Genomic DNA, 24,374 nt, shown 5'->3' with positions numbered 1-24,374 from the left:
TGTGTTTTTTATATGATTAATAGCCATACATATAAACCTATTAGTGTAATAAGAAGTGTAGGTATTGTTAAGATGATACCTATTTTAAAATAGGTACCCCAAGAAATTTTTACACCTTTTTGAGACAGGACATGCAGCCACAACAAGGTGGCCAAAGAACCGATCGGAGTGATTTTCGGTCCTAAATCCGAACCGATGATATTTGCATAAATCAAAGCCTCACGAATAGTTCCTGTTGTATTGGTATCCGCTATTGCTAGGGCATTGATCATGACCGTAGGCATATTATTCATGACTGACGATAAAATCGCAGCTATAAAGCCCATCGATATCGTTCCTATAAATAATCCTTGATTTGCAGCCATTTGGATTACATCTGCCAACACACCCGTCAAACCAACATTCCGCAACCCGTAGACAACCACATACATCCCGATAGAGAAGAAGACGATGGCCCAAGGTGCGCCTTTAAGTACTTGTTTCGTTTGAACCACAGGACTTCTTTGTGCCATAATCATAAAGAATATGGCTGTAATCCCAGCTATAATAGATACAGGCAACCCCGTAAACCCACTAGAGAAATACCCAATAAGTAATACGCTTAATATTACCCAAGCGAGACGAAACAACTTTATATCTTTTATAGCATCCTTTGTTTTTTTTAGATTTGCTACTTCATAATTTTGAGGGATACTTTTACCGAAAAATAACAACAACACTAAAATACTCGCAACTAATGCAAATAAATTCGGTACAATCATTCGAGATGCATATTCAACAAAGGAGATATCGAAAAAGTCCGCTGATACAATATTGACCAAGTTACTCACAACTAGTGGTAAAGAAGTCGTATCCGCAATAAAACCACTGGCAATGATAAAAGGGAAAATCATTTTTTCATTAAAATTTAAATTTCGAACCATTGCAAGTACGATTGGAGTTAGTATAAGTGCAGCCCCATCGTTTGCGAACAAAGCAGTAACTACAGCTCCTAGAATACTCACATAAATAAACATGCGAATACCGCTACCTTTAGCTAATTTAGCCATATGTAGGGCAGCCCACTCAAAAAATCCAATTTCATCTAAAATCAATGAGATGATAATAATAGCAACGAAAGCAAGTGTCGCATTCCATACGATACCTGTAACGTCAATCACATCTTGAAAATCAACTACTCCGACTATCAAAGCGACGATTGCACCAATACATGCAGACCATCCAATAGATAAATTTTTAGGCTGCCAAATAACAAAAACAAGCGTTATTAGAAAAATCAATGATGCTGTAATAACTGAAACCAACGCTCTTTCTCCTCCTTAACAACAAGAAATGCGCAATCCCTGCGCTTCCAGTTCTTTTATTAATCCATCTTGTTCTGGGAGATGTTCAAGGACACTTTGAATCAACGGATAATCTTCGTGCTCCTCATTAATGGAATAGAAAATCCATTGTCCTTTGCGCGTTTCATTCACTAACTCAATATCTCTCAGTTTACGTAAATGCTGGCTGATCGCAGGTTGACTCATTTTAAATATCTCGACAAACTCACATACACAGCAATCATGGGATTGGAGCAATTTCATCATCGTTAAACGAGTCTTATCTCCAAGCAACTTTAATATTTGTGATGCTCGCTGCAAATCAATCGATATTATTTCGACCATATACCATCCCACCTCCTCTTCAATATCATCATATAAGTATATACTTATATAAGCAAGAGTGTTTTTCTAATTTAATTATTCTTCATCCACAAAGTTAAATGGCCACCCTTAGGTAGCCATTTTGATAACTCGTTAAGTAAAGTAATAAATAACAAGTTTAGATGTGGAAGTAGATATGTATATCCCAAACTCAATACGATTTCCTTTCCCTTAACTCTCCAAGTATCTATATAAAGTTGTTTTACTTATCCCTGTCTCATCCCTAATTACAGCCAAACTGTATTTTTTGCTTTCATACATAATAATCGCACGTTGTACATTTTCGTCCGGTTTTCTCGGTCGCCCTGTAGTGACACCTATTTGTTGTGCTCTGCGTAGCCCTTTTTTAGTTCTCTCACTAATGACATCACTTTGGAATGAAACAAGGTGCTTCACAATATGACTAAATTGATATCCACTTACATCGCTCGTATCAATTCCCTCTTTAATCGATTGAATACAAGACCCTTTTTCTTCAATCAATTCTAAAAGCTCAACTAAATGACGTGTTGAATCTGCTACTGCAAATAGTTTTGTAACAATTATTTTATCACCTTGCTTGAGGTTATCAATCATATTATTAAGTTGCACTCTTTTCTTTGCAGATTGATGTTCTTCTGTGATAATTTCTTTACAATTAAATACTGTTAATTTTTTCAACTGTATTTCACAATTTAGATCCTCATGATAAGGCCTCATATAACCTATTAACATATAGACTCCCCTATCCATAAAGAAGTTTTCTATATCATAACATAAATTTATTTTATCAAGCCCCAAAATGGTTCCATTTTGGGGCTTTTAATGATAAACTAATTTTACTCAAATCGTGCTGGGCTTTTATGAGAGTTAAAAGCCAAAAAATATCATATAAATGAGGTGTAGAACAAAGTGGTAGAAAAATTAAAAAAGAATGGTTTTCAAATGTAAGATCTGATGTTCTTGCTGGAATTGTTGTCGCATTAGCTTTAATTCCTGAAGCAATTGCTTTTTCCATCATTGCAGGAGTCGATCCAATGGTGGGATTATATGCTTCTTTTAGTATTGCCGTTATTATTGCATTTGTCGGTGGACGCCCAGGAATGATTTCAGCAGCCACCGGTGCAATGGCGTTGTTAATGGTTCCATTAGTAAAAGAGTATGGACTTAATTACTTGTTAGCAGCAACCGTTCTGACAGGAATAATACAAGTGATCTTTGCTGTTTTTAAAGTCGCTAAAGTAATGAAATTTATTCCGCGGGCCGTTATGATTGGCTTCGTAAATGCTCTAGCCATATTAATATTTATGGCCCAAGTGCCTCATTTCCTTGGCATTTCGACAATGACGTATATATTTGTTGGGATTACGTTAATCATTGTTTATATAGTGCCTCGTTTTTTCAAGTCCATCCCTGCACCATTAATCGCGATTATTGTATTAACATCTGTTGCTCTATTCTCAAATGTTGAATTACGGACAGTGGGCGATTTAGGAACAATCACAAAATCATTGCCGGAATTTTTCATTCCAAATATTCCATTTACATTCGAAACTTTAGCTATTATTTTTCCTTATTCATTTGCATTAGCTATTGTTGGTTTATTAGAAACTTTACTGACAGCTTCCATTGTTGATGATATGACAGATACAGAAAGCAATAAGAACCAAGAATCAAGAGGACAAGGAATAGCCAATATCATTACAGGTTTCTTTGGCGGAATGGCAGGCTGTGCAATGATTGGCCAATCTGTCATTAATGTAAAGTCGGGAGGTCGCAGTAGACTGTCAACATTGACTGCAGGACTGTTCTTGATCTTTTTAATTATTGTATTAGGTGATTTGGTCATACAAATCCCAATGCCTGTTCTTGTAGGAATTATGATCATGGTATCAATTGGCACGTTTGACTGGTCTTCGTTCACTTATTTAAGAAAAGCTCCAAAGAGCGATGCTGCTGTAATGTTAGTAACAGTCATTATTGTTGTGACCACGCATGACTTATCAAAAGGAGTTATTGCAGGTGTTATCCTAAGCGCCATACTCTTCGTCGCTAAAATTTCAAAGATTAAGATAGAAAACCGGCAAGAAAAGGAAAGGATGATATTTAAAGTAGAAGGTCAATTATTTTTTGCATCTGTAGAGAGTTTTATAGAATCATTTGATTTTAACGTTGAGGATAAGAAAATTATCATCGATTTTTCGAATGCACATATTTGGGATGATTCCGCTGTGGGTGCCGTTGATAAAGTGGTTATTAAATACCGAGAAAACAATAATTCTGTGACTATCAGAGGTTTGGATTCATCTAGTAAAAAAATCGTAGATAAACTAGCCATATATAATAAATCAAGTGCAAAATTAATGACACATTAATCTACTTTTAGAGGTGATAAAATGTACGAAAAAGTTTTATTAGCTGTAGATGGCTCGGAAAACTCATTGCGAGCAACGAAAGAAGCAGTAAAGCTCGCTTCCTTAGTCACAAAATGTATAATACATGTCGTGTATGTAGCCGACTTTTCAAAATCAAAAAACGAAATACTCCATTCCCAAGGAAAAGAAGAACTGGAGCTTTCACGACGTAAGAAACTTTACCACATTGAGGAACTATTGAAATCGAAAAAGTTATCATACGAATTTAAAATTTTACGTGGGGAGCCATGGCCAAAAATCATCGAGTACGAAAATAATGAAAAGTTCAACTTAGTAGTTATTGGTAGTCGCGGTCTCAATGCATTTCAGGAAATGGTATTAGGCAGTGTTAGTCATAAAGTAGTGAAAAGAGTGAATTGTCCTGTTCTCATCGTAAAGTAATGGTAAAAAGAAATTCACTAAATTAATGCAATACAACAGTTGAATAACTCCGACGATGTATTGCATTTTGTATAAGGCGGCACTGAAATAAATTTGTTGCCCTATGTCATCAGTGGCAAAAATGAATATAGCTCACTTAACAACAAGAGTCCCTCGCAATGTAGGAAATGATTTTCAGTCGCATTCCATTATTAACTGCTTTCTTCCACTTTTCGAAAGTTCAATTTGTAAAGTCCTCACATCCAATACATTTCATATGAACTGGTGTCAAATATTTGCTAAAACAGCTTCCTAAAGATAAAAAGCCGATCCCTAGTTTCCACAAGGAATCAGCTGTTTTAATAAACTATTATTTTACTATTAATACTGGGCATTTAACTCGTTTGGCTACTTTATGACTTACACTACCAAGCACCATTTCTTGAAGGTTATTTAATCCACGGCTACCAATAACCACCATATCGCAATTTAGTTTGTTCGCGTAATCAACGATCGTCGGGCCTGGTTCTCCATGTAACATCGTCACTGTAAATGTTACGTTTGCTTCCTTAAAAGTATTTTCGATTGGTAGTAGCTGTTTTCGTCGTTCTAACTCTAATGTTTCAGAATTCTGGCTATAGAGTACTTCTTTTTTCGCTTTGGAGTAATCCATAATATAAACAATTTCCACGACTGTCCCTTGAGACAACGAAGCGAGTTTCATTGCTTCTCTTGCTGCACGCATGGAATTTTTCGAACCATCCGCGGCGATCAATATTCTATTATACATTTCGTCCCCTACCTCTCTTCTCAAACACTAGCTTTGCGCTTTTCCACTAATCGCCAAACTATTAACTAATTGTGAGCTTGATTTATTTAAGCCCACAAGTTTGACCTCCGCTCCATTGTCAGTTAATTTTAATACGATTTTATCAATGGCTGCAACCCCCGAAACGTCCCATACATGTGCTTGGCTGAAGTCGATTTCTATTTCTTTTTCGGAAGCGTTCAAATCAATGGCTGCAATAAAATCTTCAACAGAAGCAAAAAACACTTGCCCTATAACCTGATATACCCGATTATTTCCAGCAACATGCGTAAGTACTTTTACTTTCGAAATCTTTGAAACAAAAAATATCGCACTTAATAATACACCGGCCAGAACGCCTTTTGATAAATCGCCAGTGACTAATACTGTTGCTATTGTTATAACCATGACAAGCGAATCTGTCATTGGCGCGACACGTAATCTTTTTAATGATGCCCAATCAAACATCCCAATACAAACCATAATCATCACACCGACAAGTGCTGCCATCGGAATTTGCACGACGACATCCCCGAGCACCAAAATTAAAAATAGTAAGAAACTGCCCGCGACGAAGGTAGATAACCTGCCACGTCCACCATATTTCACGTTTATGACTGACTGCCCGATCATCGCACACCCTGCCATTCCACCGAAAAAACCGGTAACGATATTCGCGATCCCCTGTCCACGGCTTTCCACGTTTTTATCACTCGTAGTATCTGTCATGTCATCCACAATCGATGCTGTTAAAAGTGATTCAAGTAAACCGACAATCGCAAGTGAAATCGAATACGGAAAAATGATTTTCAAAGTTTCAAAGTTCAATGGGATATCCGGAATCAAAAAGGTCGGTAAAGCTGAGCTTAATTTCCCCATATCTCCAACCGTTCTCACATCGCTATTCGTCATAATCGCAATGATTGTAATGACGATAATCGCTACTAATGGTGAAGGTACAGCATTCGTGATCTTAGGGAATATATAAATGATCACAAGCGCACCAGCTACCATCACATACATCTGCCAGCTCTCATCAACGAAATGCCCTAGTTGCGCGATAAAAATCAGAATAGCTAAAGCATTCACAAACCCAATGATAACCGGACGTGGAATAAATTTCATAAACCGTGCAAGTTTACATAAACCAATAATCACTTGAAAAATTCCAGTCAAAATGGTTGCAGCTAGTAAATACTGCAAACCATGATCTGCAACTAGCGACACAAACACGAGCGCCATCGCTCCAGTAGCTGCTGAAATCATTGCTGGTCTACCTCCAACGAAGGCAATGACAACAGCCATCGAAAACGAAGCATACAATCCGACCATTGGATCTACTCCCGCGAGTATCGAAAATGCAAGTGCTTCAGGAATTAAGGCTAATGCAACAACAATCCCCGAAAGAATATCGCCCCTAATATTACCAAACCATTGCTCTCTAAATGATAAAACTTGCAAAAAAACACCCCTTAAAAATAAAATAGACTTCGAACTCTCATCGAAGGCAAGACCCAAGAATTATATCATATTTTTCGTAAGCATTCCATACGTTGTAAAGAATATTACATTAATTCTTCCAATGCTCTCTATGAAATGTGCAAGGCCCTTACATATCGTCGTATATTCAAAAAAAAAGATGTGAACGGAATCCGCTCACACTTTTCAATCAATTCCGCCTCGGAGGAATGCGTCAGATTTTATCGAGCTCGCTCGATAAACTTCCTCTGAAGATCTGTGACATCCGCCGATGGCTTTCACTTCATTCAGCCAGAGTTTGCACTCCCGCTGAATAAGGTAAATTACATTCATCCCGCCACTTACGAAGTGGGGACTTCTGCTGAATGAAGTTAAAACGTAAATGCTTGACCAACTTCATATTTCTCATCTTCTAAAACAAGAATTCCTTTTTCCTGTGGGGCGTTTGGAAGCTCTAATTCACGAGCTGCACAAATCATGCCACTAGATGGTACACCACGTAACTCGGCATCTTTGATCAACATACCGCTTGGCATAACTGCGCCTACCTTAGCAACAACAACTTTTTGCCCTGCATCCACATTCGGTGCACCACAAACGATTTGTAATTCTTCCGTACCTACATCAACAGTGCAAACACTCAATTTATCCGCATTTGGATGCTTTTCTTTTGCTTTAATATAACCTATAACAAATTTCGGTGTAAAATCAGCTTCCACTTTTTCTTCAAAGCCATTTGTTTCAAGCACATCATTGATTTTCGCAACGATTTCCTCATTTAACTCCACTTGACCTTTAGTACTAACTTTTACATAATTCGATGCATTAAAAATGTTGAAGCCACCAGTTTCATTTGTTTCTTCATCATAAATACGAGCTACATCACCTTTACGATCAAACGTTTTATTTTCCATTTCCTTTAACGTAATGATTAGCGTATCGCCAATTCCCTCTTCATTATAAAATACATTCATGTTTCTTTCCCCTCTCATTGGTCCTTCTTGCGATTTTTCCCTAAAATAAAAATAGGATCAAGCTTGCCGTTTTCGTAAATAAAAGATAAGGCTGTGATAGGCACATTTCCATCAGCAAAAAAGCCCATCGTCATTTGCGCCAAAATATCGTATCCAGTTTCGTTGCGAATATCTGCAATGATTAGCACATCTTGATGTGGGACAGCAACAGCCATGTCACCCTCGATCTGATCCGCTTTCTCCTGCAAGAACTTCTCATTCAAAATCCGACTTGCATCATATCCATCATTCGTGTTCAAAAAGAAGAAATCATTCCCTGCCACCGTATCTTTTTTCATATCTGCAGGAAGCGAGCGAACATTAAAGCGAGCCATTTCTCTGATTTCTTTTGGATCCAGGCCATCTTTTTTAATCAAATCTTCATCAAGCAAGCGATATGTATTTCCGAGATCAAGTGCATAATAAATCCTTGTCTCCGCTGTATGCTCATCCGTCATAAGTGTAATTCCGTCTTCAGATTCCGTTGGAAAAGATGTTGAGCGAATAACAGGATAAACTTTCCTCTCACTTCCAGCTACTCTTTGTTCCTTCCCCATTACTTCGATCGCTTCTTCTACATAATATACGACTTCATCTATCGCTTTTTCCTTCTGAACATGCCATTTCGCAACAATCCCAGACAATGCCACATCAATTCCCTTGCCTGTCTCTTCATTTTCAATACGCAAGCTTTCTTTCTGCCTGTCATATGTGAATATTCTTCCTGGCTTTTCCAGACGATTTTCGAGTTCTTTTCTTAATTGACTCTCATTCATCTTCTTCTTCATCTTTCACCCTCCTTGGGCGCATTTAAGCTACATTTCATTTTACAACAAAATAGGTCAGGTCTCAAAGATTCCAGTACAATATAAATAATAATTGATTCTTTTAAAACTTTCCCATAAACCAATCCGTTTAAATAGACGAGGTGAAAATATTGATTCCTGACAGTGATTTAATCATTGAGATTAAGGCGGGTAGCCGTTCCGCAATGGAAGTGCTCGTTAAACGTTATTATAAACAAATTTATTCCTTTATTTATCGGAGAACTAGCAATAAAGATACAGCATATGACCTAACACAAGAAGTGTTTATTAAAATGATGAAAAACATCCATTCCTATAAGGAAAAGGCTCAATTCAAAACATGGCTTTATACGCTAGCAGTCAACCATTGTACTGATTATTTTCGATCAAAGGCATTTCAAGTATTAAAAATTACAGAAGAACTTGGCGATACCTATCATTCTAATGATAATATTCCATATATTTTCGAGAAAAAAGAAAAACGCCGTGAAATCATGGTAGCAATTAAATCATTGCCAGAATACCAGAGCACCACGATTATTCTGAAATACTATCATGAATTAAAAATCACAGAAATTGCCGATATTATGCAAACAAATGACTCAACAGTAAAATCCCGACTACGGCAAGGGATGGAGAAATTGAAAGCAATATTACAAAGAGGTGATGATATTGAAGAAGTTAGAAGATCATGAACTAGAGGATTTGCTAACCGAATTCAGCATTGAATATCCCGATGAAGAGGAAATAGAGCAAACAATTATGCAGCTTCACCAATATGTACCTAATAAGAAAAAGAATCCACTAACCCGGTTCATTCCTACACCATTACGGAATGCATTTATAGATTCATTACAATTTTCAAGAAGCTTTTGGATCAGCAATCTCGTTTATTTAGCAATCGGCTTGAGCTTTGTTTTCTTAATCGATGCGAACCCCTATATGACACTATTCTACTTGGCTCCCTTACCAGTCTTAATTGGGCTAATAGACATATTTCGCAGCAGGGACGAGGGTATGATCGAGTTAGAATTATCTTTTAAGTTCTCACATTCTGATTTGATCCTTTCAAAGCTTACCATTGTTGGAATCTTTAACTTAGCTTGCACCTTATTCCTGATCATTGTCTTTAATATTTTCGCTAAACCACTTATTTTAATTGATTTATTACAATATTGGGCTGCACCTTATACAGCTATTATTGCGCTTAGCTTATTTTTATCAATTAATTTAAAAACCATATTTGCAGTACCAATTTTAATTGCCACATTCCTTACCTTGGGCTCAAGTGTCTATCTATTTATAAACATTGATTTAGTAATACTTGAACAAGTATCGTTCGCACTTTTTGTTTGTGCAATCATCGGGATTTGCTTGGCAGTGAAATTGATTAATAAAGGAGCTTATCATGAATTTAACAATTAACAATCTTTCAAAAAAATACGGTAATCACATTGCACTAGAACATTTTTCATGCCAATTCACAAATGGTGTCTACGGGATATTGGGTGCGAACGGCTCTGGTAAAACAACATTGATGAGAATGCTCGCAACGATCATAACCCCTACAGAAGGTATGATCAAACTCAATGGTAAAAACATTTTCGAACTCGGAGATAACTATCGGGACTTAATTGGTTATCTCCCTCAACATATCGGACTTTATAAAAGTTTTACTACAGAAAAGTTTCTCCATTATATCGCTGCCTTAAAAGGGCTGGATAAAACAAGCGCTGCAATAAAAATTGAAGAATTGCTGGAACTTGTCAATCTCACTCATGTTCGAAAAAAGAAAGTCGGATCATTCTCTGGTGGCATGAAACAGCGAGTTGGCATCGCCCAGGCACTTCTAAATGACCCAAAAATATTAATAGTTGATGAACCAACAGCTGGACTTGATCCAAAAGAAAGAATTCGTTTCCGTAATCTGCTTTCATCGATAAGCGGAGATAGAATCGTGTTATTATCGACCCATATCGTGTCAGACATTGAATTCATTGCCAAGGAAATTTTAATTTTAAAAGCCGGAAAGCTGTTACATAAGCGCAATCCGCAAGAATTGCTTTCAGAAATAGCTGATAAGGTATGGATTGTACCAGCTAGTGAACAAGAAATCGTAAAATATCAGGCTGAATTTAAAGTTGGAAACATCATTCGAACGGAAACTGGAGCAGAATTGCGAATCATTAGCGACTTACAGCCATCTAGCTCCGCCGCTCCGGCAAAAGCAAATTTAGAAGATTTATATTTGTATTTTTTCGAGGAGGATTATGATGCTACGGTTGCTCAAGTTTGAATTATATAAAGTTTACAGGCAGAAAAGTATATATATCTTGTTTGCACTTCTGATTGGGATCATTAGTTTGAGCTTTAATTTTGATCGAGAAAGAGAACAGGCAGTTCTTCAGGAATATCAGCCATGGGAAGGAAAGATTACTGCAGATAAATTAGCGCAAATAGATGTTCATAAACAAGAAATCGAGAAAAAAATGGATGACGAAACATACAATATGAGCCTTGATGATAGTGTTTTATACAGCATATCCGAATCCTTTAGTATCCGAAAGCAAAAAATGATGGAACGCGAGCAAGAAATTACTAAACTGACTACATTAATAAACGATGCCCCATCTGCATTTAAAAAAAGGAATGCACTAATACATACAGATTTGTTAAGGAAAGTCGATACATCCAATTTTTATTATCAAAAAGGGCCTAGCAATATGATTGATATGATTTATACGTTTGGATTTGTCATTACTGCTTTTATGTTAATCATCGGTATCTCACCAATTTTTTCGAAAGAATATAGTTCTGGGATGGATCAATTTTTACTTAGTTCAAAATATGGGCGCTCCAAATTAGTAACTGCCAAACTTCTTGCTGCGATTATTTTCACCGTTTCTATAGCCATTGGATGGATCGCTTATAGTGCAGCTATCTCTATCTATAGTTACGGATCGCACGGATGGAGTGCGCCTTTGCAATCTATGCATGAACATCTCAATGCACCATATCCCTTCACATTAGGTGAGTCTTATGCACTCATGATATCCATGCATCTTCTAGCAGCGATCGCATTGGCATTAATCATAGTGTTTGTATCCGCCATCTGCAAAAGAATACTGATGTCACTTCTAGTTTCAGGCTTCATATTCGGTTTGCCGTTTGTGATAGATGTCGTACCTGGATTTGAATGGTTGGAGGAATTTGGTTGGATCAGCAGTACCTTAAATCTATCAATCTACCATTTAATGAAAGTAAAAAATCAATTCATTGCCTTTGAAACTTATAATATGTTTGGATTCCCTGTCCTTTATCCAATTGTCGCAGTAGTATTATCTGTAATAACAGCAACCATATTCGCTTATTTGACGAAGTGGGTATTGAAGAGGAAACAGGTAGCTGTTTAATTTTCACACCATCTATTCAAGAAGAAACTGCCTAACACTAGGAGTTTCTTCTTTTTTTAAAATACCAATTTAGCCAGACTTTAGTTAAAATATACTTGAGTCAAAATATATTTTAACTAACGATAAGGAATCTCCTATTGGCTTTTTGAACATCCAATATTTACTATTTCTCTATTGAGCCATTACTCTTTTCTACTTGCCTTCAAGATATATATTAAAATAAAAAAACAGTCTAACGAGAACTCATCAGACTGCTACCATACATTTATTCAGATAATCCATTAATAAAATCTTCTATCTCTTCCAATGTCTTACGATCTTTGCTGACAAATCTTCCAACTTCTTCACCGCTATGGAACGCTACAAAGCTTGGAATCCCAAATATATCAAGTTCACCACATAGATCAATGAACCGATCGCGATCCACTTCCATAAATGTGTATTCAGGATAATCTGCTTCAAGTCTTGGTAAAATTGGTTCGATCACTCTACAGTCCGGGCACCAGTCCGCAGAAAACATAAATATTGTTCGCTCTTCTTTTTTCAATTCCTCATATTGTTCGATTGATTGCAATTTTTCCATTTTATTTCCCTCCAGTGTTGATTAGCATTTGGCCCGGTTTAATCCAGCCACGCTTTCTCATAAACTCAGATATAATTAAGCTTATCACAGCCGGGCCTAAAATATGGAGTACAATGACTTGTAATAAAATTTGTCCTGAGAACCCCATCGTTGTAAATGTCATAATTTGCCCAACGAAACCACTCGTTCCCATCCCAGCGCCCGCGGCATTACTCGTCATTCTCCAAACAGTCGCCCCAAACGGTGCTACTATCATTCCGGCAACTGTTGGCGGTATTAGGATCAGAGGATAACGAATAATATTCGGCACTTGCAGCATTGAAGTCCCAAGACCAATCGCAAGTAGACCACCTAATTTATTTTCCCGGTAACTTGCAACTGCAAAGCCAATCATTTGGGCACTGCACCCTATTGTTGCTACTCCTGCTGCAAGCCCATTTAAATCAAGCATAAATGCAATTGCTGCACTTGATATCGGCGCAGTCAAAGCTAACCCCATTAATGTCGCAACAAGAATTCCCATGAGAATTGGTTTTTGCTCTGTTCCCCAGACAATCCATCCACCGAATATCGTCATAAATTCTGAAATTGGCGCTCCGACAAATTTTGCAATCGCAAAGCCTGTGAAGATCGTCACAAATGGAGTCACTATAATATCCACTTTCGTTTCCTTACTCACCATTTTTCCTATTTCCGTCGAAATCAATGCAGCCACGTAAGCACCAGCTGGACCGCCAAATGTAGCTCCTGCTGCGCCTGTTGCAACTGCAGCAAAAATTACCAATGGAGGTGCACCTAGTCCAAAAGCAATCGCAGCTCCAATCGCTGGGCCCATCAAATCCATCGCCAACTGACCCATCTCCACAAAAAATGGCCATTTAAGCTGTTCCCCAACTGTTTTAATAATCAACCCAATAATTAAAGATGAAAAAAGTCCAAGCGCCATATAGCTAAGCGCATCTATTAAATATGCTTTCGTGGAAACATGTACTCCTTTTCTAGTTAAGAAACCCTTCATGCTCATCCCCCTTAATATCTCCTTCTACTTAACTAGTGTAAAGACATGTGTATATTTTGTCTATACTTTTTAAAAATAAATAAGCACTCCCAGTAATAAATTGGAAGTACTTATTCAAAGATTTATTCTTTTATTTTTGCTGAAGAAACCATTTTCATCAATACATCAGTATCTGTAACAATATTGTTTAATTTTGACTCAGTCGTTGCCTTAACACCACCTATACCCACAGTGACTTCATAAAGATCTTCTCCTTGTTCTATAATTATCAAATAACCAAATCGATTATCATCATTAAATGTTCTATCAACGACAATATTTTCTGCGTTACTTTTCTCCATCTCATATAATTCTTCACTTTTCATGTCTTCATTTGGATTGTAGAAAAGGATATATGGATGTGTTCCTTTTTCTAAAATAATATTGTTTGGCTCCTCATTTTTAATGCTAAGGCCTGTAGGTAAATGAAATGCTATTGTATCCAAAGTTTCATTTATAGGTGATATATTTAAAAAGGCTTGTTCAGCATGATCTTCCGCTTTTACTTTTTCTTTTTCAAAAGACTTGCCACATGCAGCAATGAAGAGCACAGTTATCGCAATCATTAGACATACAGTGATTTTGTTCATAAAAAGTGTCCCCTTCCTTTATCGACTTCCCACCTATCATACTACTCGGAAAAACTACTTGACAACCCTAAATTGGCGTGAAAGGACATTTTCTGTCGCGAATGATAGAATGAAATGTATTACAGATTGGAGGAGATTTTAATGAAGTTAACAGTCTATTTAGCAGGTGAAATTCATAGTACTTGGCGTTCTGAAATAAAAGAAAAAGTGAAAACACTACAACTTCCTGTAGAATTTGTTGGACCGATGGAGGACCATGATCGTTCTGATGGAATTGGAGCGGAAATTTTAGGTGCACAACCTAATCCAATTTTTCATGATGCAGCTGCATCGAGCTTTAATAATTTGCGAACAGAATTGTTAATGAAGAAATCTGATCTTGTCATCGCCTTTTTTGGTGAAAAATATAAACAATGGAATACTGCTATGGACGCGAGTACAGCGATTACACTTGGTAAATCGCTCATCCTTATTCGTCCAGCTGAATTACATCACCCGCTCAAAGAGTTATCTGGAAAAGCAAACGCAACCGTTCAAACCGTCAACCAAGCAATTAAGGCACTCGCTTATATTTTTGAATAAACAAGGATCATCTGCTGAGATCGCCACGTTTTGTGGCGATTCCGGTGTAACCCGCAGCTTGCGGATTCACACTCTCCAATTGACCAACGAGCATTTTCATGATGTGCATAAACATATCTGAACGATTTACCGCTCCATTCGTGAAAATTCCTATTGCTCCTTCCTTCGACCGTACGTTTTTCCGCTGACTGTATTCATCCATCAATGGTCCCAATTCTTCACCTAATCGCAAGCGTTGTGCAATCTCTTCGGGCAGCTTGATCCTCGCACCTCCAGCAATGATTGTCTCTTTTCCTCTTGCCGCGACAGCTCCCCAATTGCACAAAAACAAGCCAAATTTGGTCTCCATAACCCCCCCTTCCAAACCAAACGCCATATCTATATCAGGGTTTGCTAAACAAAATTCTGCTCTATTGATAGCCCCTTGCATTGTCTCTTCATCTGAAAACGGCATGTTGCTTACATTTGATGGTGCATCTACCTGTACAATAGATGATGAATGCCCTGCTTCCAGTAATGTTATTTCCACAGCCATTACCTTTGCAGTATTGCGGGAACCTATAGCAATGTTCATTTTCTAATCTCCTTTTTATACACTATCTTCTTGAATATTAATAGATCATATTATTGAAATGAGACAATTCTCCCGTAAATGTAGATGTGTATTTCCCACAAAATATTACTGGACATTCCTGCCTGTAATTGGATAATAATTGTTCCCCTGATCACTTTCAATCGAAAATAACAAAATCCTTCTCTATTTTTTATCAAATTATGCCATCGAATAGAATATACTATAAATTCGTTATCAACAGTTTACCTTAAATAAAGGATAATTGATGTGTTTATTTTTTGCCGTGGATAATCATATGGAGAAAACCTTCATTGATACAATCTTTAATTAAACATTATTATTCTGTGTAGAATGTAGTGTTTTACTAATAACCTAGTTTTAAAAAGACAAAAGCTGTCGAGATTCCTCGACAGCTACATCTCCATATTTTTTATAGATATTTCAACTTTTTACAGCACCATCTGTAATACCGGCGATAAATTGCTTACTAAATAGAAGGAATACAATTAAAATAGGTAGTGTCGCCATAAATGTACCAGCAAGAATCATTGAGTAATCTGTAAAATAAACATCGTTAAGTGTTCTTAATGCTATTTGAATTGTGTGAGAACTTTGATCTTTTAAGACAATTAGGGGCCATAAAAAATCGTTCCATGCTCCCATAAAAGTGACAATTCCCAGTGTTGCTAATCCAGGGCGAACTGCGGGTATAACAATATTCCAATATGTTCTGAAATTACTACATCCATCAATTCTCGATGCCTCAATAAGCTCGTACGGAACGGCAGATGAAATAAATTGTCTCATCCAAAACACACCGAATGCTGATACCATTCCCGGAACGATAACCGCTTTTATATCATCTAACCAACCCAATGAACTGATTAGCATAAAATTAGGTATAAGCCCTAATTGAGGAGGAATCATCATTGTAGCAAGCAAAAATATAAACATTCCATCGCGCCCTTTAAAATGTAACTTAGAAAACGCAAAACCCGCTAAAGAACAAAAGAATAGTACAGATAAAGTGATCGCAGTTGAGATGATCAATGAATTCAATATAGAACCAAAAAAGTCAATTCGTTCAAATACTTGTTTTGCATTCACTAAAAAATTAGATCCTGGTATGACTATAGGTGGAAATTTATTAATATCGCTCGTAGTATTTGAACCTATCACAAACATCCAATAAAAAGGAAAGATTGAAATTAAGGTACTTATAGTGATAAATACATACAATAATATTTTCGGTAATTTTTTTTCTCCGACTTCCTTCACAATATCATCCCCCTATCTTAGGCTGATCTAATTCTTTTTGTAAGTAAAACATTAATAAGTGAGAAAATAATAATGATAATAAACAATAACCATGCGATTGCTGCAGCATATCCAAATGAAAATCTTGTAAATGCTTCTTCGTATAAATATAACGTTACCGTTAATCCCTGATTGTTACCTCCTACACCAAATAACATCGGCTCGGTGAAAATTTGCATTCCTCCAATCGTGGATTGAAGTACAGTAAAGATAATAATAGGCTTTAATAATGGGATAGTAATAAAAATTAATTGCTGCATTTTATTCGCTCCGTCAATAATCGCGGCCTCATACAAATCTTTTGATATACCTTGTAAGCCAGCAAGGTAAATAATCGCATTATAGCCTATCCAACGCCACATCACCATTGCTGAAATAACAATATGGGTTCCGAAATAAGAGCCGCTCCAATGAATTGGCTCAATCCCTACAAATGATAATAAATAGTTAACAATTCCATACTTCGTACCAAACATGGCGGAAAAAACGATAGCTACTGCAACTATTGAAGTTACATTTGGCATAAATATTCCTAGCCTAAAAAATGCTTTTCCTTTTAAAGATGCTTGATTTAATAAGAATGCAATAACTAAAGCAGCTATTAATTGCGGAATGGTTGATAATGCCCAAATACTAAATGTATTACCTAGAGCCTTCCAAAATAATGGATCATTCGTAAATAAAAGTTTATAATTACGAAAACCAATAAACTCCTTTGATCCTAAAATATCCCATTTGTGGAATGACAAATATGCTGTAAATAATAAAGGAAATACCCCAAATACACCAAATAAAATAAAGAATGGAGATATAAACAAATAGCCAGATCGTCTATCCGCCGCTTTCTGACTGTATTTCCTACCCCTTATATTAAAGCCTTCCTTAATATCTATATTTTTTTCCACATAATACCTCCTACAATAAATGTCGATATATTAATAGTATTAATTCACTGACTTTAAAACGGAAAGTAACGAAACTTCTACAGATAACAACTTTTTTCAAATAAGAGGCAGTAATGTACAGCCTCTTATTTGTTAGTTATTTTTAACGTTCAACCTGTCTATTAACTTCTTCCATTGCCTTATCCCATGCTTCACCGGCTTTGGCCTGCCCGTCCGCTATCGTTTTTAATGCATCTCCCATAATGGTATTAATCGTTCCAGTGTCTGGTCCGCGGTAAACATATTCTACTTGTTCAGCTGCCTCAGAAAAAATTGCCCCTAAATCATCACGATTAAAAAACTCATCAGCCAGATTTTGTACTTCAGGCTCTTCATAAACAGCTGGAGTAGAAGGGAAGTTCCCTTTATCTTTAAAGATTTTCAATTGAGTTTGTGGTGACATTAGCCATTTAATAAACTCATAAGCCTCTTTCGGATGTTTCCCTTGCGAAGGTAGAGATAATAACGACCCTCCCCAGTTTCCCGATCCTCCAGGCATAAGTGCAATATTCCATAATCCAGCTGTATCAGGCGCATCATTCTTAATATTCTGTAACATCCATGGTGGTAGGAATACAGTAGCGAAATCACCTGCTGCTAATGAAGCAGACCATTCAGTAGTACCTCGTTCGGTATTATTATGAATATCCATCGATTCGACTGAATAATTCCAGGCGTTTTTTATTAATTCACTATCCTCAATAATTAGTGTTCCATCTTCTTCAAAATATTGTTTTTCTCCCTGTTCTCTTGCGGCAGCATATAAATCAACAACATGATTAAACATATTTTTACCTGTAGCTGCTTTTAACTTTCTACCAGCTTCTATATAGTCTTCCCATGTACTCATTTGCGCAGATACTTCTTCCGGCTTGGTTGGAAGTCCAGCTTCTTCAAAAATATCTACCCTATAAGCCATAGCCATTGGACCTACATCAGTCGGTATTCCAAAAACAGACGACCCATCATTCGTAGCCGCTTCCCTCCAGCGCCAATCAAGATAATCCTCTTTAATATCATCTGCACCATAATCTAATAAATTATAAAAATGTTTATTATTTTCTTTAAACCTTTCAATATATCCTGATTCAACACCAGCAATATCCGGTGCTCCGGAACCTGCTGCTAGTGTTGTAAGCAGATTTTGGTGATGATCAGCATACTCTGTCTCTTGCACTTTAATTTTAATATTGGGATTTAATTCCTGATACTCCTTAATGTATTCATCCATACCCATTCCAGGCCATAACCACATTGTTAATTCTATTTGATCTTTTGACCCTTTAGAGCCTTCCTTACTCGCCTTTTCACCTGATGATGAGCATGCAACTAGGCCAATAATTAATATCAGAAAACCAATCGTGAGCGCAACCTTTTTCATACTGATACCCCTTTTCATATTTTTATATCTTACAAATTCATAAAATAACTTACCCCAAATATTATTTATGAATTGCATAAGCATTTGTAATCTCCTAATACTATTGATTTCAGTCTAATATGGACGAAGCAACTGCACTCCTTTAAATCCACGCTCCTAAATATAGCGCTTACATTACTGATTATCACGTTTTCAGTGATTACTACTATGATTACTCTACTACCATACTAGCATTCCGAAAATATAGATGTCAACAGATCATTTCAAATATTTCAATAAGGCTAAATAGTTAAATATTTACTAACATAACGTTGTTTAGTATGTATAATGGGGGGATTTTACATTGATTAATCGAGGAATAATGAACTGGCTTCACGTTGTTTGATATAAACAAAAATCAATAAAAAACGTAGACTTACAACTATGATCGGATAATATAGTGACCCTTCTATGGAAAAAAAACTCTGAGTCTTACTGCCCACTCGTCTTGAGATCCGTTACTAAGCTATTACTGAGTCGAATTCACCAACTCAGTAATAAGCCTGTAAATCAACATATATCTAGAAAACCGGTGAAGTACTGCAACTTCAGCATAAATGGGTCTCTAATATGTTAGACGAAGGGTACTATAATGTAATCACCAAAACCAAATGAATAAATATGGCTTTGTCATTAACCACTTTTTATCCCCGAATGATGGAATCAACTGTTGCACGATCACTAGTCTTCACTAGTTTAACGATCATTTCTTTCGCTGCTGCATAATCATCAACATGAATAATCGAAGCATGTGTATGAATATAGCGCGAGCAAATACCAATGACACCACTTGGTATGCCTTCATTTTCCATATGTACTCGACCAGCATCTGTTCCACCTTGAGAAACAAAATACTGATATGGAATATTATTGGTTTCAGCCGTATCAAGAATAAATTCACGCATTCCTTTATGCGTCACCATTGAGCGATCATAAATCCGCAGAAGCGTACCTTTGCCGAGCTGTCCAAATTCATTCTCGTCACCTGTCATATCATTTGCAGGACTAGCATCAAGCGCAAAGAAAATGTCCGGTTTAATCATTTTGGTAGCTGTTGCAGCTCCGCGTAAGCCAACTTCCTCCATCACAGTCGCTCCAGAATAAAGAATATTTGGTAGCGTCTCACCTTGGAGTTCTTTTAATAATTCAATTGATAATCCGCAACCATAACGATTATCCCAAGCTTTCGCCATAATTTTCTTCGGATTTGCCATCGGTGTAAATGGACAGATAGGTACAATTTGTTGACCAGGCTTAATACCAATATGTAAAGCATCCTCCCGATCATCTGCCCCAATATCGATCTGCATATTTTTTACATCCATTGGCTTTTGCCGTTGACCCTCACTTAAAAGATGAGGAGGAATTGATCCGATGACGCCGTCTACTATACCATTTTCTGTAATAATTTGTACTCGTTGGGCGAGCAGCACTTGACTCCACCAACCACCAAGCGTCTGAAAGCGAATCATGCCATTTTCTGTAATATTCGTTACCATAAATCCAACTTCATCCATATGTCCAGCCACCATCACAGTCGGACCATTTACATCTCCAACCTTTTTGCCAAAAATGCTACCTAGCTTGTCCTGAACAATTTCATCCGAATATGTTTGAAGTTGTTCACGCATAAACATTCGAACAGCATGTTCATTTCCTGGTGTCCCAGGTAACTCTGTTAGCGTTTTAAATAAATCCAGTGTATCTTTATTCATTCCTTGCCACCTCTTTCTAAATTGGGATTGATAGATCATATTTTACAGAAGTTTCAACTCCAAAGCTATCATTTCAGTCGAATAAATAGAGCAATTCCTGTATACTAAACCTACCGAGAAACGGTGGAGGTGTATATTTTGAATTGGAAAACATTCCTAAGCGGAGCTGCTGCTGGGTTAATTACAGGATATTGTCTTAGTACAAAAGCAAATGAAAAAATCACTGTCTCTGGTGAAAAGGTGCTTGCTAATGTAAAACATGCATTCAAAAAAGAGGGACGTGTAGATGGCTCTTGGCTCCAAATGAAACCAGAACACTACCAAAAATATGCTATCAAAACAAAAGTCTATCGTGGTGGAATTACTATGAACAATAACGGCACGCGCGAGCAATTTGAATTCATTGCAGATGCATACACAGGAACTGTCCTTGACGTTTATCACATCTAATTCAAGACAAACGCTGACATCCAAGGACAGATAGCGAAAAAACACCTACTTTAGGTGTTTTTTTACGAATACTGCGGGAGAATCACAGCGCTTTACTAACTACTAGATTGTTTTACGGGTCACTTAGCAATTTTATGAGCCACTCACCAACTTTATAAGCCACTCACCAGATTTATAAGCCGCTCACCTGTTTTATTAGCCACTCACCAACTTTATAAGCCACTCACCGGTTTTATTAGCCACTCACCAGATTTATTAGCCGCTCACCGGTTTTACATGCCACTCACCAGATTTATAAGCCACTCACCAACTTTATAAGCCACTCACCAACTTTATAAGCCACTCACCAACTTTATAAGCCACTCACCAGATTTATAAGCCGCTCACCGGTTTTACATGCCACTCACCAGATTTACCAGCCACTCATGAACTGCATAACACATTACTCGGTATCCGCTCTTTTCCGCTTTACCGCCGCAATGATATTGCCTTCTTCATCCCATTTTAACGCGCGATAATGGCCATCATGGTAAAATGTGAACCAATCTCTAGCTTTTACAGTTTCAGGTATCCACTTTTCTTTTGCGCGGATGGAGTCCATTGGATAATCGTCATAGGCAAGTACCCACAGTGAATTCTGATGTGCGTGTGTAGGCATTAAATCTCCCATATGTATGAGCCGTTCTCCATTACTTTCGATTGTGATGATGCAGTGGCCATCACTATGACCACCAGTGTGAATCATCTTGATTGCGCCTTCAATTTCTTTTTCATTTGAAAAAGTCTGTACTTGATCGACAATTGGCTCCCAGTTTTCTTTCCAATATGTATTTCTGGAGCGAATATTTGGATTTCGCATTTCTTCCCATTCAATCTCAGATGCAAAAATAACTGCATTAGGAAAAGTCGATACTAATCCAGCTCCTTCTCGTTTCGTAAGCCCACCAGCATGATCAAAATGCAAATGTGTCATGCATATTATATCTATATCCTCTTGTACCAGTCCAAGCTTCGCCAAAGATTGCTCCACCTTTGATTCTTCTGTCACACCATAATTTCGCTTTTGTTTATCAGACAATTTCCCATACCCTAGCCCAGCTTCAATCAAAATATTTTTCCCGTTCAACTGTAGCAAAATGGGATCTGACCTTAATTCAATTTGGTTCTTTTCATTTACAGGATATTTTCTTGTCCATAAAGGTTTCGGTACCACACCAAACATCGCACCGCCATCCATATAAGTGTCTCCACCATTTAGCCATGTTAACGTTAGTTTTCCAAGCTGCAATTTCTCCATCTTCTTCCACCCTCCAAACTCTTTTCTCGATTGTAACACTAAAGATGGCAAAAAACTGACGATCAATGATCGTCAGTTAACTCATTTTGATATTTTACTTCACAGCGATAAATTGGATGGCCCTTAGCAGAGAATTTTTCTTCATACTCGGTCATTATATTTCCTTCACATTCACTATTATGCAAATCGAGACTTACGTATGTTAATAAAAGACCATACTTTGAAAAGCTTGTTAGTGAGTACTCAAATAACCCACGATTATCTGTTTTAAAATGGATTTCTCCTCCGTTTACAAGCACGTCTTCATACACATTTAAAAAGGCGGCAAACGTTAGCCGTCTTTTCTCATGACGTTTCTTTGGCCATGGATCGGAAAAGTTTAAATAGACACGTTCCACATCACTTTTTGCAAAAAACTTTCGCAAATCTTCTCCATTAGTATTAATTAATTTTACATTTGGCAGCTCCGCTTCAATCAACCTATCTAATGCGGCAACGATCACACTTTCCTGTAGCTCTATTCCAATATAATTAATTTCCGGATTAGCTTTTGCCATTTCAGTAATAAATTGGCCTTTCCCTGTACCCACTTCAATATGAATTGGAAACCCATTATCAAATAATGTACTCCATTTCCCATAATATTGTTCTGGATTCGGAATAATGTAATACGGATGAGTTTCAATTTTCTCTTTCGCCCATGGTTTATGTCTTAAACGCATCTTTCATGCTCCTTTTTTATAAAATGAAACCTTTATTTAATCTACGAATAATCATTACTCAACTGTTCCATACTAGCATTACGTTCACAAGAAAGGAAGATAAAAATGTCCCTCACACATAATAATCAAGTCCAATTATTAGAAGATATCTTAAATAATCATTTGGAAGACTGTTGTGGAACTGTTTCTGAATGTCAGCAACTGGAGCGACTCGTTCAATCATTATTAGGAAATCAAGCGATACCCGAACAGATGCAGCCACTTCTCGAAAACATATACGCATATTGCCAAGAAGGATGTCAATCTAACGATCTAAACAACCACATCCATTCTAATCAGGAACAACTTTCCCAATGGGTAGGGGAAATCGATACATATTCAGCATTACTTTAACTATATTGTCTTGTTAATTTTTATAACTCAAAAATAATGTGCTTGCAGCTGAGCTTGCGTAGGTAATAACGAGTAATAAAAGTAATACGATACTCGTTTCGAGTGGCTTATATAAAAAGTGAATTACAATTAAAATGATGATAGCTGAAAAAGTAAGTCGATGGGCAAAGTCTGAACCTTTTAGTATGATTAAACGATATCTTTCATCGCCTTCTAGATGTAATCCTTTTAATTTATAATCAACAAATCCATCTAATGCCATACCAAGAAGAGCTAGTCCGATTACGATTCCGCTCTTACCTGTGAATAATAAATAAATAGAAAATATCAAAACAATGGCTGGAATCCATAACACTAGTATTTGTTTAATTACTTTATTTTCCATTCCCCATCCTCCTCCAATTACTGTTTATTTCTCTTCTTCATAAATGAATAATTCTTCGATCGTCGTGTGAAAGGTTTTCGCTAATTCGAAAGCAAGTGGTAGGGAAGGTGAGTATCTACCTTTTTCAATGGAAATAATCGTCTGCCTAGAAACTTTGACTGTTTCAGCTAATTTATCTTGCGATAGTCCAAACTTTTTTCTAAACTCGACTAAGTTATTTTGCAAACTTCTTCACCTTCTTCACCTCACATTGATAGTTTCAGCATAATGTAAAGTTACCTTTACGTCAAGTAACCTTTACATATAAAACAAACAAAAACGAGAAAGCGAAAATGCTCTCTCGTTT

The 24,374-nt window shown here is 36.9% G+C and carries 29 protein-coding genes; 9 read left to right on the top strand and 20 right to left on the bottom strand.

What is annotated here, in order from left to right; translation table 11 throughout:
- Positions 1-8 precede the first annotated feature (8 nt).
- From MHB53_RS23740 to MHB53_RS23725, 4 genes are all read right to left on the bottom strand, one after another.
- The gene (locus MHB53_RS23740; RefSeq protein WP_340923259.1) at positions 9-1,304 is read right to left on the bottom strand and encodes an arsenic transporter; all 1,296 of its coding nucleotides are present in this window, start codon (positions 1,302-1,304) and stop codon (positions 9-11) included.
- A 15-nt stretch (positions 1,305-1,319) separates the two neighbouring features.
- Positions 1,320-1,667 carry an ArsR/SmtB family transcription factor gene (locus MHB53_RS23735; protein WP_340923256.1) on the bottom strand — a complete coding sequence of 116 codons (348 nt, stop codon included), beginning with the start codon at positions 1,665-1,667 and terminating at the stop codon, positions 1,320-1,322.
- Between the two features lie 210 nt (positions 1,668-1,877).
- Entirely contained in the window at positions 1,878-2,420 is a 543-nt protein-coding gene (locus tag MHB53_RS23730) for a recombinase family protein (protein WP_340923254.1), read from the bottom strand.
- 55 nt (positions 2,421-2,475) lie between these two features.
- Entirely contained in the window at positions 2,476-2,706 is a 231-nt protein-coding gene (locus tag MHB53_RS23725; protein WP_340923252.1) for a hypothetical protein, read from the bottom strand.
- Between MHB53_RS23725 and MHB53_RS23720 the strand changes: the two genes are divergently transcribed.
- The gene (locus tag MHB53_RS23720; protein ID WP_340924949.1) at positions 2,609-4,060 is read left to right on the top strand and encodes a SulP family inorganic anion transporter; all 1,452 of its coding nucleotides are present in this window, start codon (positions 2,609-2,611) and stop codon (positions 4,058-4,060) included. The genes MHB53_RS23725 and MHB53_RS23720 overlap by 98 nt on opposite strands.
- Positions 4,061-4,081: 21 nt before the next feature.
- Entirely contained in the window at positions 4,082-4,501 is a 420-nt protein-coding gene (locus MHB53_RS23715) for a universal stress protein (RefSeq protein ID WP_340923250.1), read from the top strand.
- Positions 4,502-4,850: 349 nt separating this feature from the next.
- Here the strand turns inward: MHB53_RS23715 and MHB53_RS23710 are convergent, their stop codons facing one another.
- From MHB53_RS23710 to MHB53_RS23695, 4 genes are all read right to left on the bottom strand, one after another.
- Complete coding sequence (locus tag MHB53_RS23710) at positions 4,851-5,270, bottom strand: universal stress protein (protein WP_340923247.1); 420 nt, start codon at positions 5,268-5,270, stop codon at positions 4,851-4,853.
- 27 nt (positions 5,271-5,297) lie between these two features.
- Positions 5,298-6,749, bottom strand: coding sequence for a SulP family inorganic anion transporter (locus tag MHB53_RS23705; RefSeq protein ID WP_340923245.1), 1,452 nt, complete (start codon positions 6,747-6,749; stop codon positions 5,298-5,300).
- A 389-nt stretch (positions 6,750-7,138) separates the two neighbouring features.
- Positions 7,139-7,741, bottom strand: coding sequence for a YtpR family tRNA-binding protein (ytpR, locus tag MHB53_RS23700; RefSeq protein ID WP_340923244.1), 603 nt, complete (start codon positions 7,739-7,741; stop codon positions 7,139-7,141).
- 14 nt (positions 7,742-7,755) lie between these two features.
- Entirely contained in the window at positions 7,756-8,556 is an 801-nt protein-coding gene (locus MHB53_RS23695) for a DUF1444 domain-containing protein (RefSeq protein ID WP_340924946.1), read from the bottom strand.
- Between the two features lie 152 nt (positions 8,557-8,708).
- Between MHB53_RS23695 and MHB53_RS23690 the strand changes: the two genes are divergently transcribed.
- From MHB53_RS23690 to MHB53_RS23675, 4 genes are read left to right on the top strand one after another with little or no spacing between them, the layout of a single operon-like run.
- Positions 8,709-9,281 (top strand): RNA polymerase sigma factor, encoded by a 573-nt coding sequence (locus MHB53_RS23690; protein WP_340923241.1) that lies wholly within the window; start codon positions 8,709-8,711, stop codon positions 9,279-9,281.
- Positions 9,259-10,011: a hypothetical protein gene (locus MHB53_RS23685; protein ID WP_340923238.1), complete on the top strand. Its 753-nt coding sequence runs from the start codon at positions 9,259-9,261 to the stop codon at positions 10,009-10,011. The genes MHB53_RS23690 and MHB53_RS23685 overlap by 23 nt, the downstream gene beginning before the upstream one ends.
- On the top strand, positions 9,995-10,882 hold the full coding sequence (locus tag MHB53_RS23680) for an ABC transporter ATP-binding protein (protein ID WP_340923235.1): 888 nt from the start codon (positions 9,995-9,997) through the stop codon (positions 10,880-10,882). The genes MHB53_RS23685 and MHB53_RS23680 overlap by 17 nt, the downstream gene beginning before the upstream one ends.
- Positions 10,860-11,999 carry a hypothetical protein gene (locus MHB53_RS23675; RefSeq protein WP_340923232.1) on the top strand — a complete coding sequence of 380 codons (1,140 nt, stop codon included), beginning with the start codon at positions 10,860-10,862 and terminating at the stop codon, positions 11,997-11,999. Before MHB53_RS23680 ends, MHB53_RS23675 begins: the two co-directional genes overlap by 23 nt.
- A 265-nt stretch (positions 12,000-12,264) precedes the next feature.
- Here the strand turns inward: MHB53_RS23675 and MHB53_RS23670 are convergent, their stop codons facing one another.
- The 3 genes from MHB53_RS23670 to MHB53_RS23660 all read right to left on the bottom strand — a co-directional run bounded on the left by MHB53_RS23670 (position 12,265) and on the right by MHB53_RS23660 (position 14,229).
- Positions 12,265-12,582: a thioredoxin family protein gene (locus tag MHB53_RS23670; RefSeq protein ID WP_340923230.1), complete on the bottom strand. Its 318-nt coding sequence runs from the start codon at positions 12,580-12,582 to the stop codon at positions 12,265-12,267.
- A gap of 1 nt (position 12,583) precedes the next feature.
- Positions 12,584-13,600, bottom strand: coding sequence for a PTS transporter subunit IIC (locus tag MHB53_RS23665; protein ID WP_340923227.1), 1,017 nt, complete (start codon positions 13,598-13,600; stop codon positions 12,584-12,586).
- 122 nt (positions 13,601-13,722) lie between these two features.
- On the bottom strand, positions 13,723-14,229 hold the full coding sequence (locus tag MHB53_RS23660; protein WP_340923223.1) for a hypothetical protein: 507 nt from the start codon (positions 14,227-14,229) through the stop codon (positions 13,723-13,725).
- Positions 14,230-14,370: 141 nt separating this feature from the next.
- Here MHB53_RS23660 and MHB53_RS23655 point away from each other — a divergent pair, with 141 nt between their 5' ends.
- On the top strand, positions 14,371-14,811 hold the full coding sequence (locus MHB53_RS23655) for a YtoQ family protein (protein WP_340923221.1): 441 nt from the start codon (positions 14,371-14,373) through the stop codon (positions 14,809-14,811).
- Positions 14,812-14,818: 7 nt separating this feature from the next.
- On the opposite strand, the gene MHB53_RS23650 is transcribed toward MHB53_RS23655, so the two are convergent.
- The 5 genes from MHB53_RS23650 to MHB53_RS23630 all read right to left on the bottom strand — a co-directional run bounded on the left by MHB53_RS23650 (position 14,819) and on the right by MHB53_RS23630 (position 20,781).
- On the bottom strand, positions 14,819-15,385 hold the full coding sequence (locus MHB53_RS23650) for a DUF84 family protein (RefSeq protein ID WP_340923218.1): 567 nt from the start codon (positions 15,383-15,385) through the stop codon (positions 14,819-14,821).
- 441 nt (positions 15,386-15,826) lie between these two features.
- Positions 15,827-16,663 carry a carbohydrate ABC transporter permease gene (locus tag MHB53_RS23645; RefSeq protein WP_340923215.1) on the bottom strand — a complete coding sequence of 279 codons (837 nt, stop codon included), beginning with the start codon at positions 16,661-16,663 and terminating at the stop codon, positions 15,827-15,829.
- Between the two features lie 17 nt (positions 16,664-16,680).
- Positions 16,681-17,607 carry a carbohydrate ABC transporter permease gene (locus MHB53_RS23640; protein ID WP_340923212.1) on the bottom strand — a complete coding sequence of 309 codons (927 nt, stop codon included), beginning with the start codon at positions 17,605-17,607 and terminating at the stop codon, positions 16,681-16,683.
- A 142-nt stretch (positions 17,608-17,749) separates the two neighbouring features.
- The gene (locus MHB53_RS23635) at positions 17,750-19,027 is read right to left on the bottom strand and encodes an ABC transporter substrate-binding protein (RefSeq protein ID WP_340923211.1); all 1,278 of its coding nucleotides are present in this window, start codon (positions 19,025-19,027) and stop codon (positions 17,750-17,752) included.
- A 683-nt stretch (positions 19,028-19,710) separates the two neighbouring features.
- Positions 19,711-20,781: a M42 family metallopeptidase gene (locus tag MHB53_RS23630; protein ID WP_340923207.1), complete on the bottom strand. Its 1,071-nt coding sequence runs from the start codon at positions 20,779-20,781 to the stop codon at positions 19,711-19,713.
- 138 nt (positions 20,782-20,919) lie between these two features.
- Here MHB53_RS23630 and MHB53_RS23625 point away from each other — a divergent pair, with 138 nt between their 5' ends.
- Complete coding sequence (locus tag MHB53_RS23625; RefSeq protein WP_445661477.1) at positions 20,920-21,231, top strand: PepSY domain-containing protein; 312 nt, start codon at positions 20,920-20,922, stop codon at positions 21,229-21,231.
- Positions 21,232-21,673: 442 nt separating this feature from the next.
- Here MHB53_RS23625 and MHB53_RS23620 read toward each other — a convergent pair whose 3' ends face one another.
- Complete coding sequence (locus tag MHB53_RS23620) at positions 21,674-22,528, bottom strand: YtnP family quorum-quenching lactonase (protein WP_340923203.1); 855 nt, start codon at positions 22,526-22,528, stop codon at positions 21,674-21,676.
- Between the two features lie 62 nt (positions 22,529-22,590).
- The gene (gene trmB / locus MHB53_RS23615; RefSeq protein ID WP_340923200.1) at positions 22,591-23,250 is read right to left on the bottom strand and encodes a tRNA (guanosine(46)-N7)-methyltransferase TrmB; all 660 of its coding nucleotides are present in this window, start codon (positions 23,248-23,250) and stop codon (positions 22,591-22,593) included.
- A 105-nt stretch (positions 23,251-23,355) separates the two neighbouring features.
- Here trmB and MHB53_RS23610 point away from each other — a divergent pair, with 105 nt between their 5' ends.
- Complete coding sequence (locus MHB53_RS23610) at positions 23,356-23,643, top strand: YtzH-like family protein (RefSeq protein ID WP_340923197.1); 288 nt, start codon at positions 23,356-23,358, stop codon at positions 23,641-23,643.
- A 13-nt stretch (positions 23,644-23,656) separates the two neighbouring features.
- Here the strand turns inward: MHB53_RS23610 and MHB53_RS23605 are convergent, their stop codons facing one another.
- Together MHB53_RS23605 and MHB53_RS23600 are read right to left on the bottom strand one after the other, a co-directional pair.
- Positions 23,657-24,028: a hypothetical protein gene (locus MHB53_RS23605; RefSeq protein ID WP_340923195.1), complete on the bottom strand. Its 372-nt coding sequence runs from the start codon at positions 24,026-24,028 to the stop codon at positions 23,657-23,659.
- 24 nt (positions 24,029-24,052) lie between these two features.
- On the bottom strand, positions 24,053-24,253 hold the full coding sequence (locus MHB53_RS23600; RefSeq protein ID WP_340923193.1) for a helix-turn-helix transcriptional regulator: 201 nt from the start codon (positions 24,251-24,253) through the stop codon (positions 24,053-24,055).
- Positions 24,254-24,374: the final 121 nt, after the last annotated feature.

This window comes from Bacillus sp. FSL K6-3431, from assembly GCF_038002605.1.
In the GTDB taxonomy this organism is placed as follows: Bacteria; Bacillota; Bacilli; order Bacillales; family Bacillaceae_C; genus Lederbergia.
This window is presented reverse-complemented; position numbering and strand designations above follow the sequence as displayed.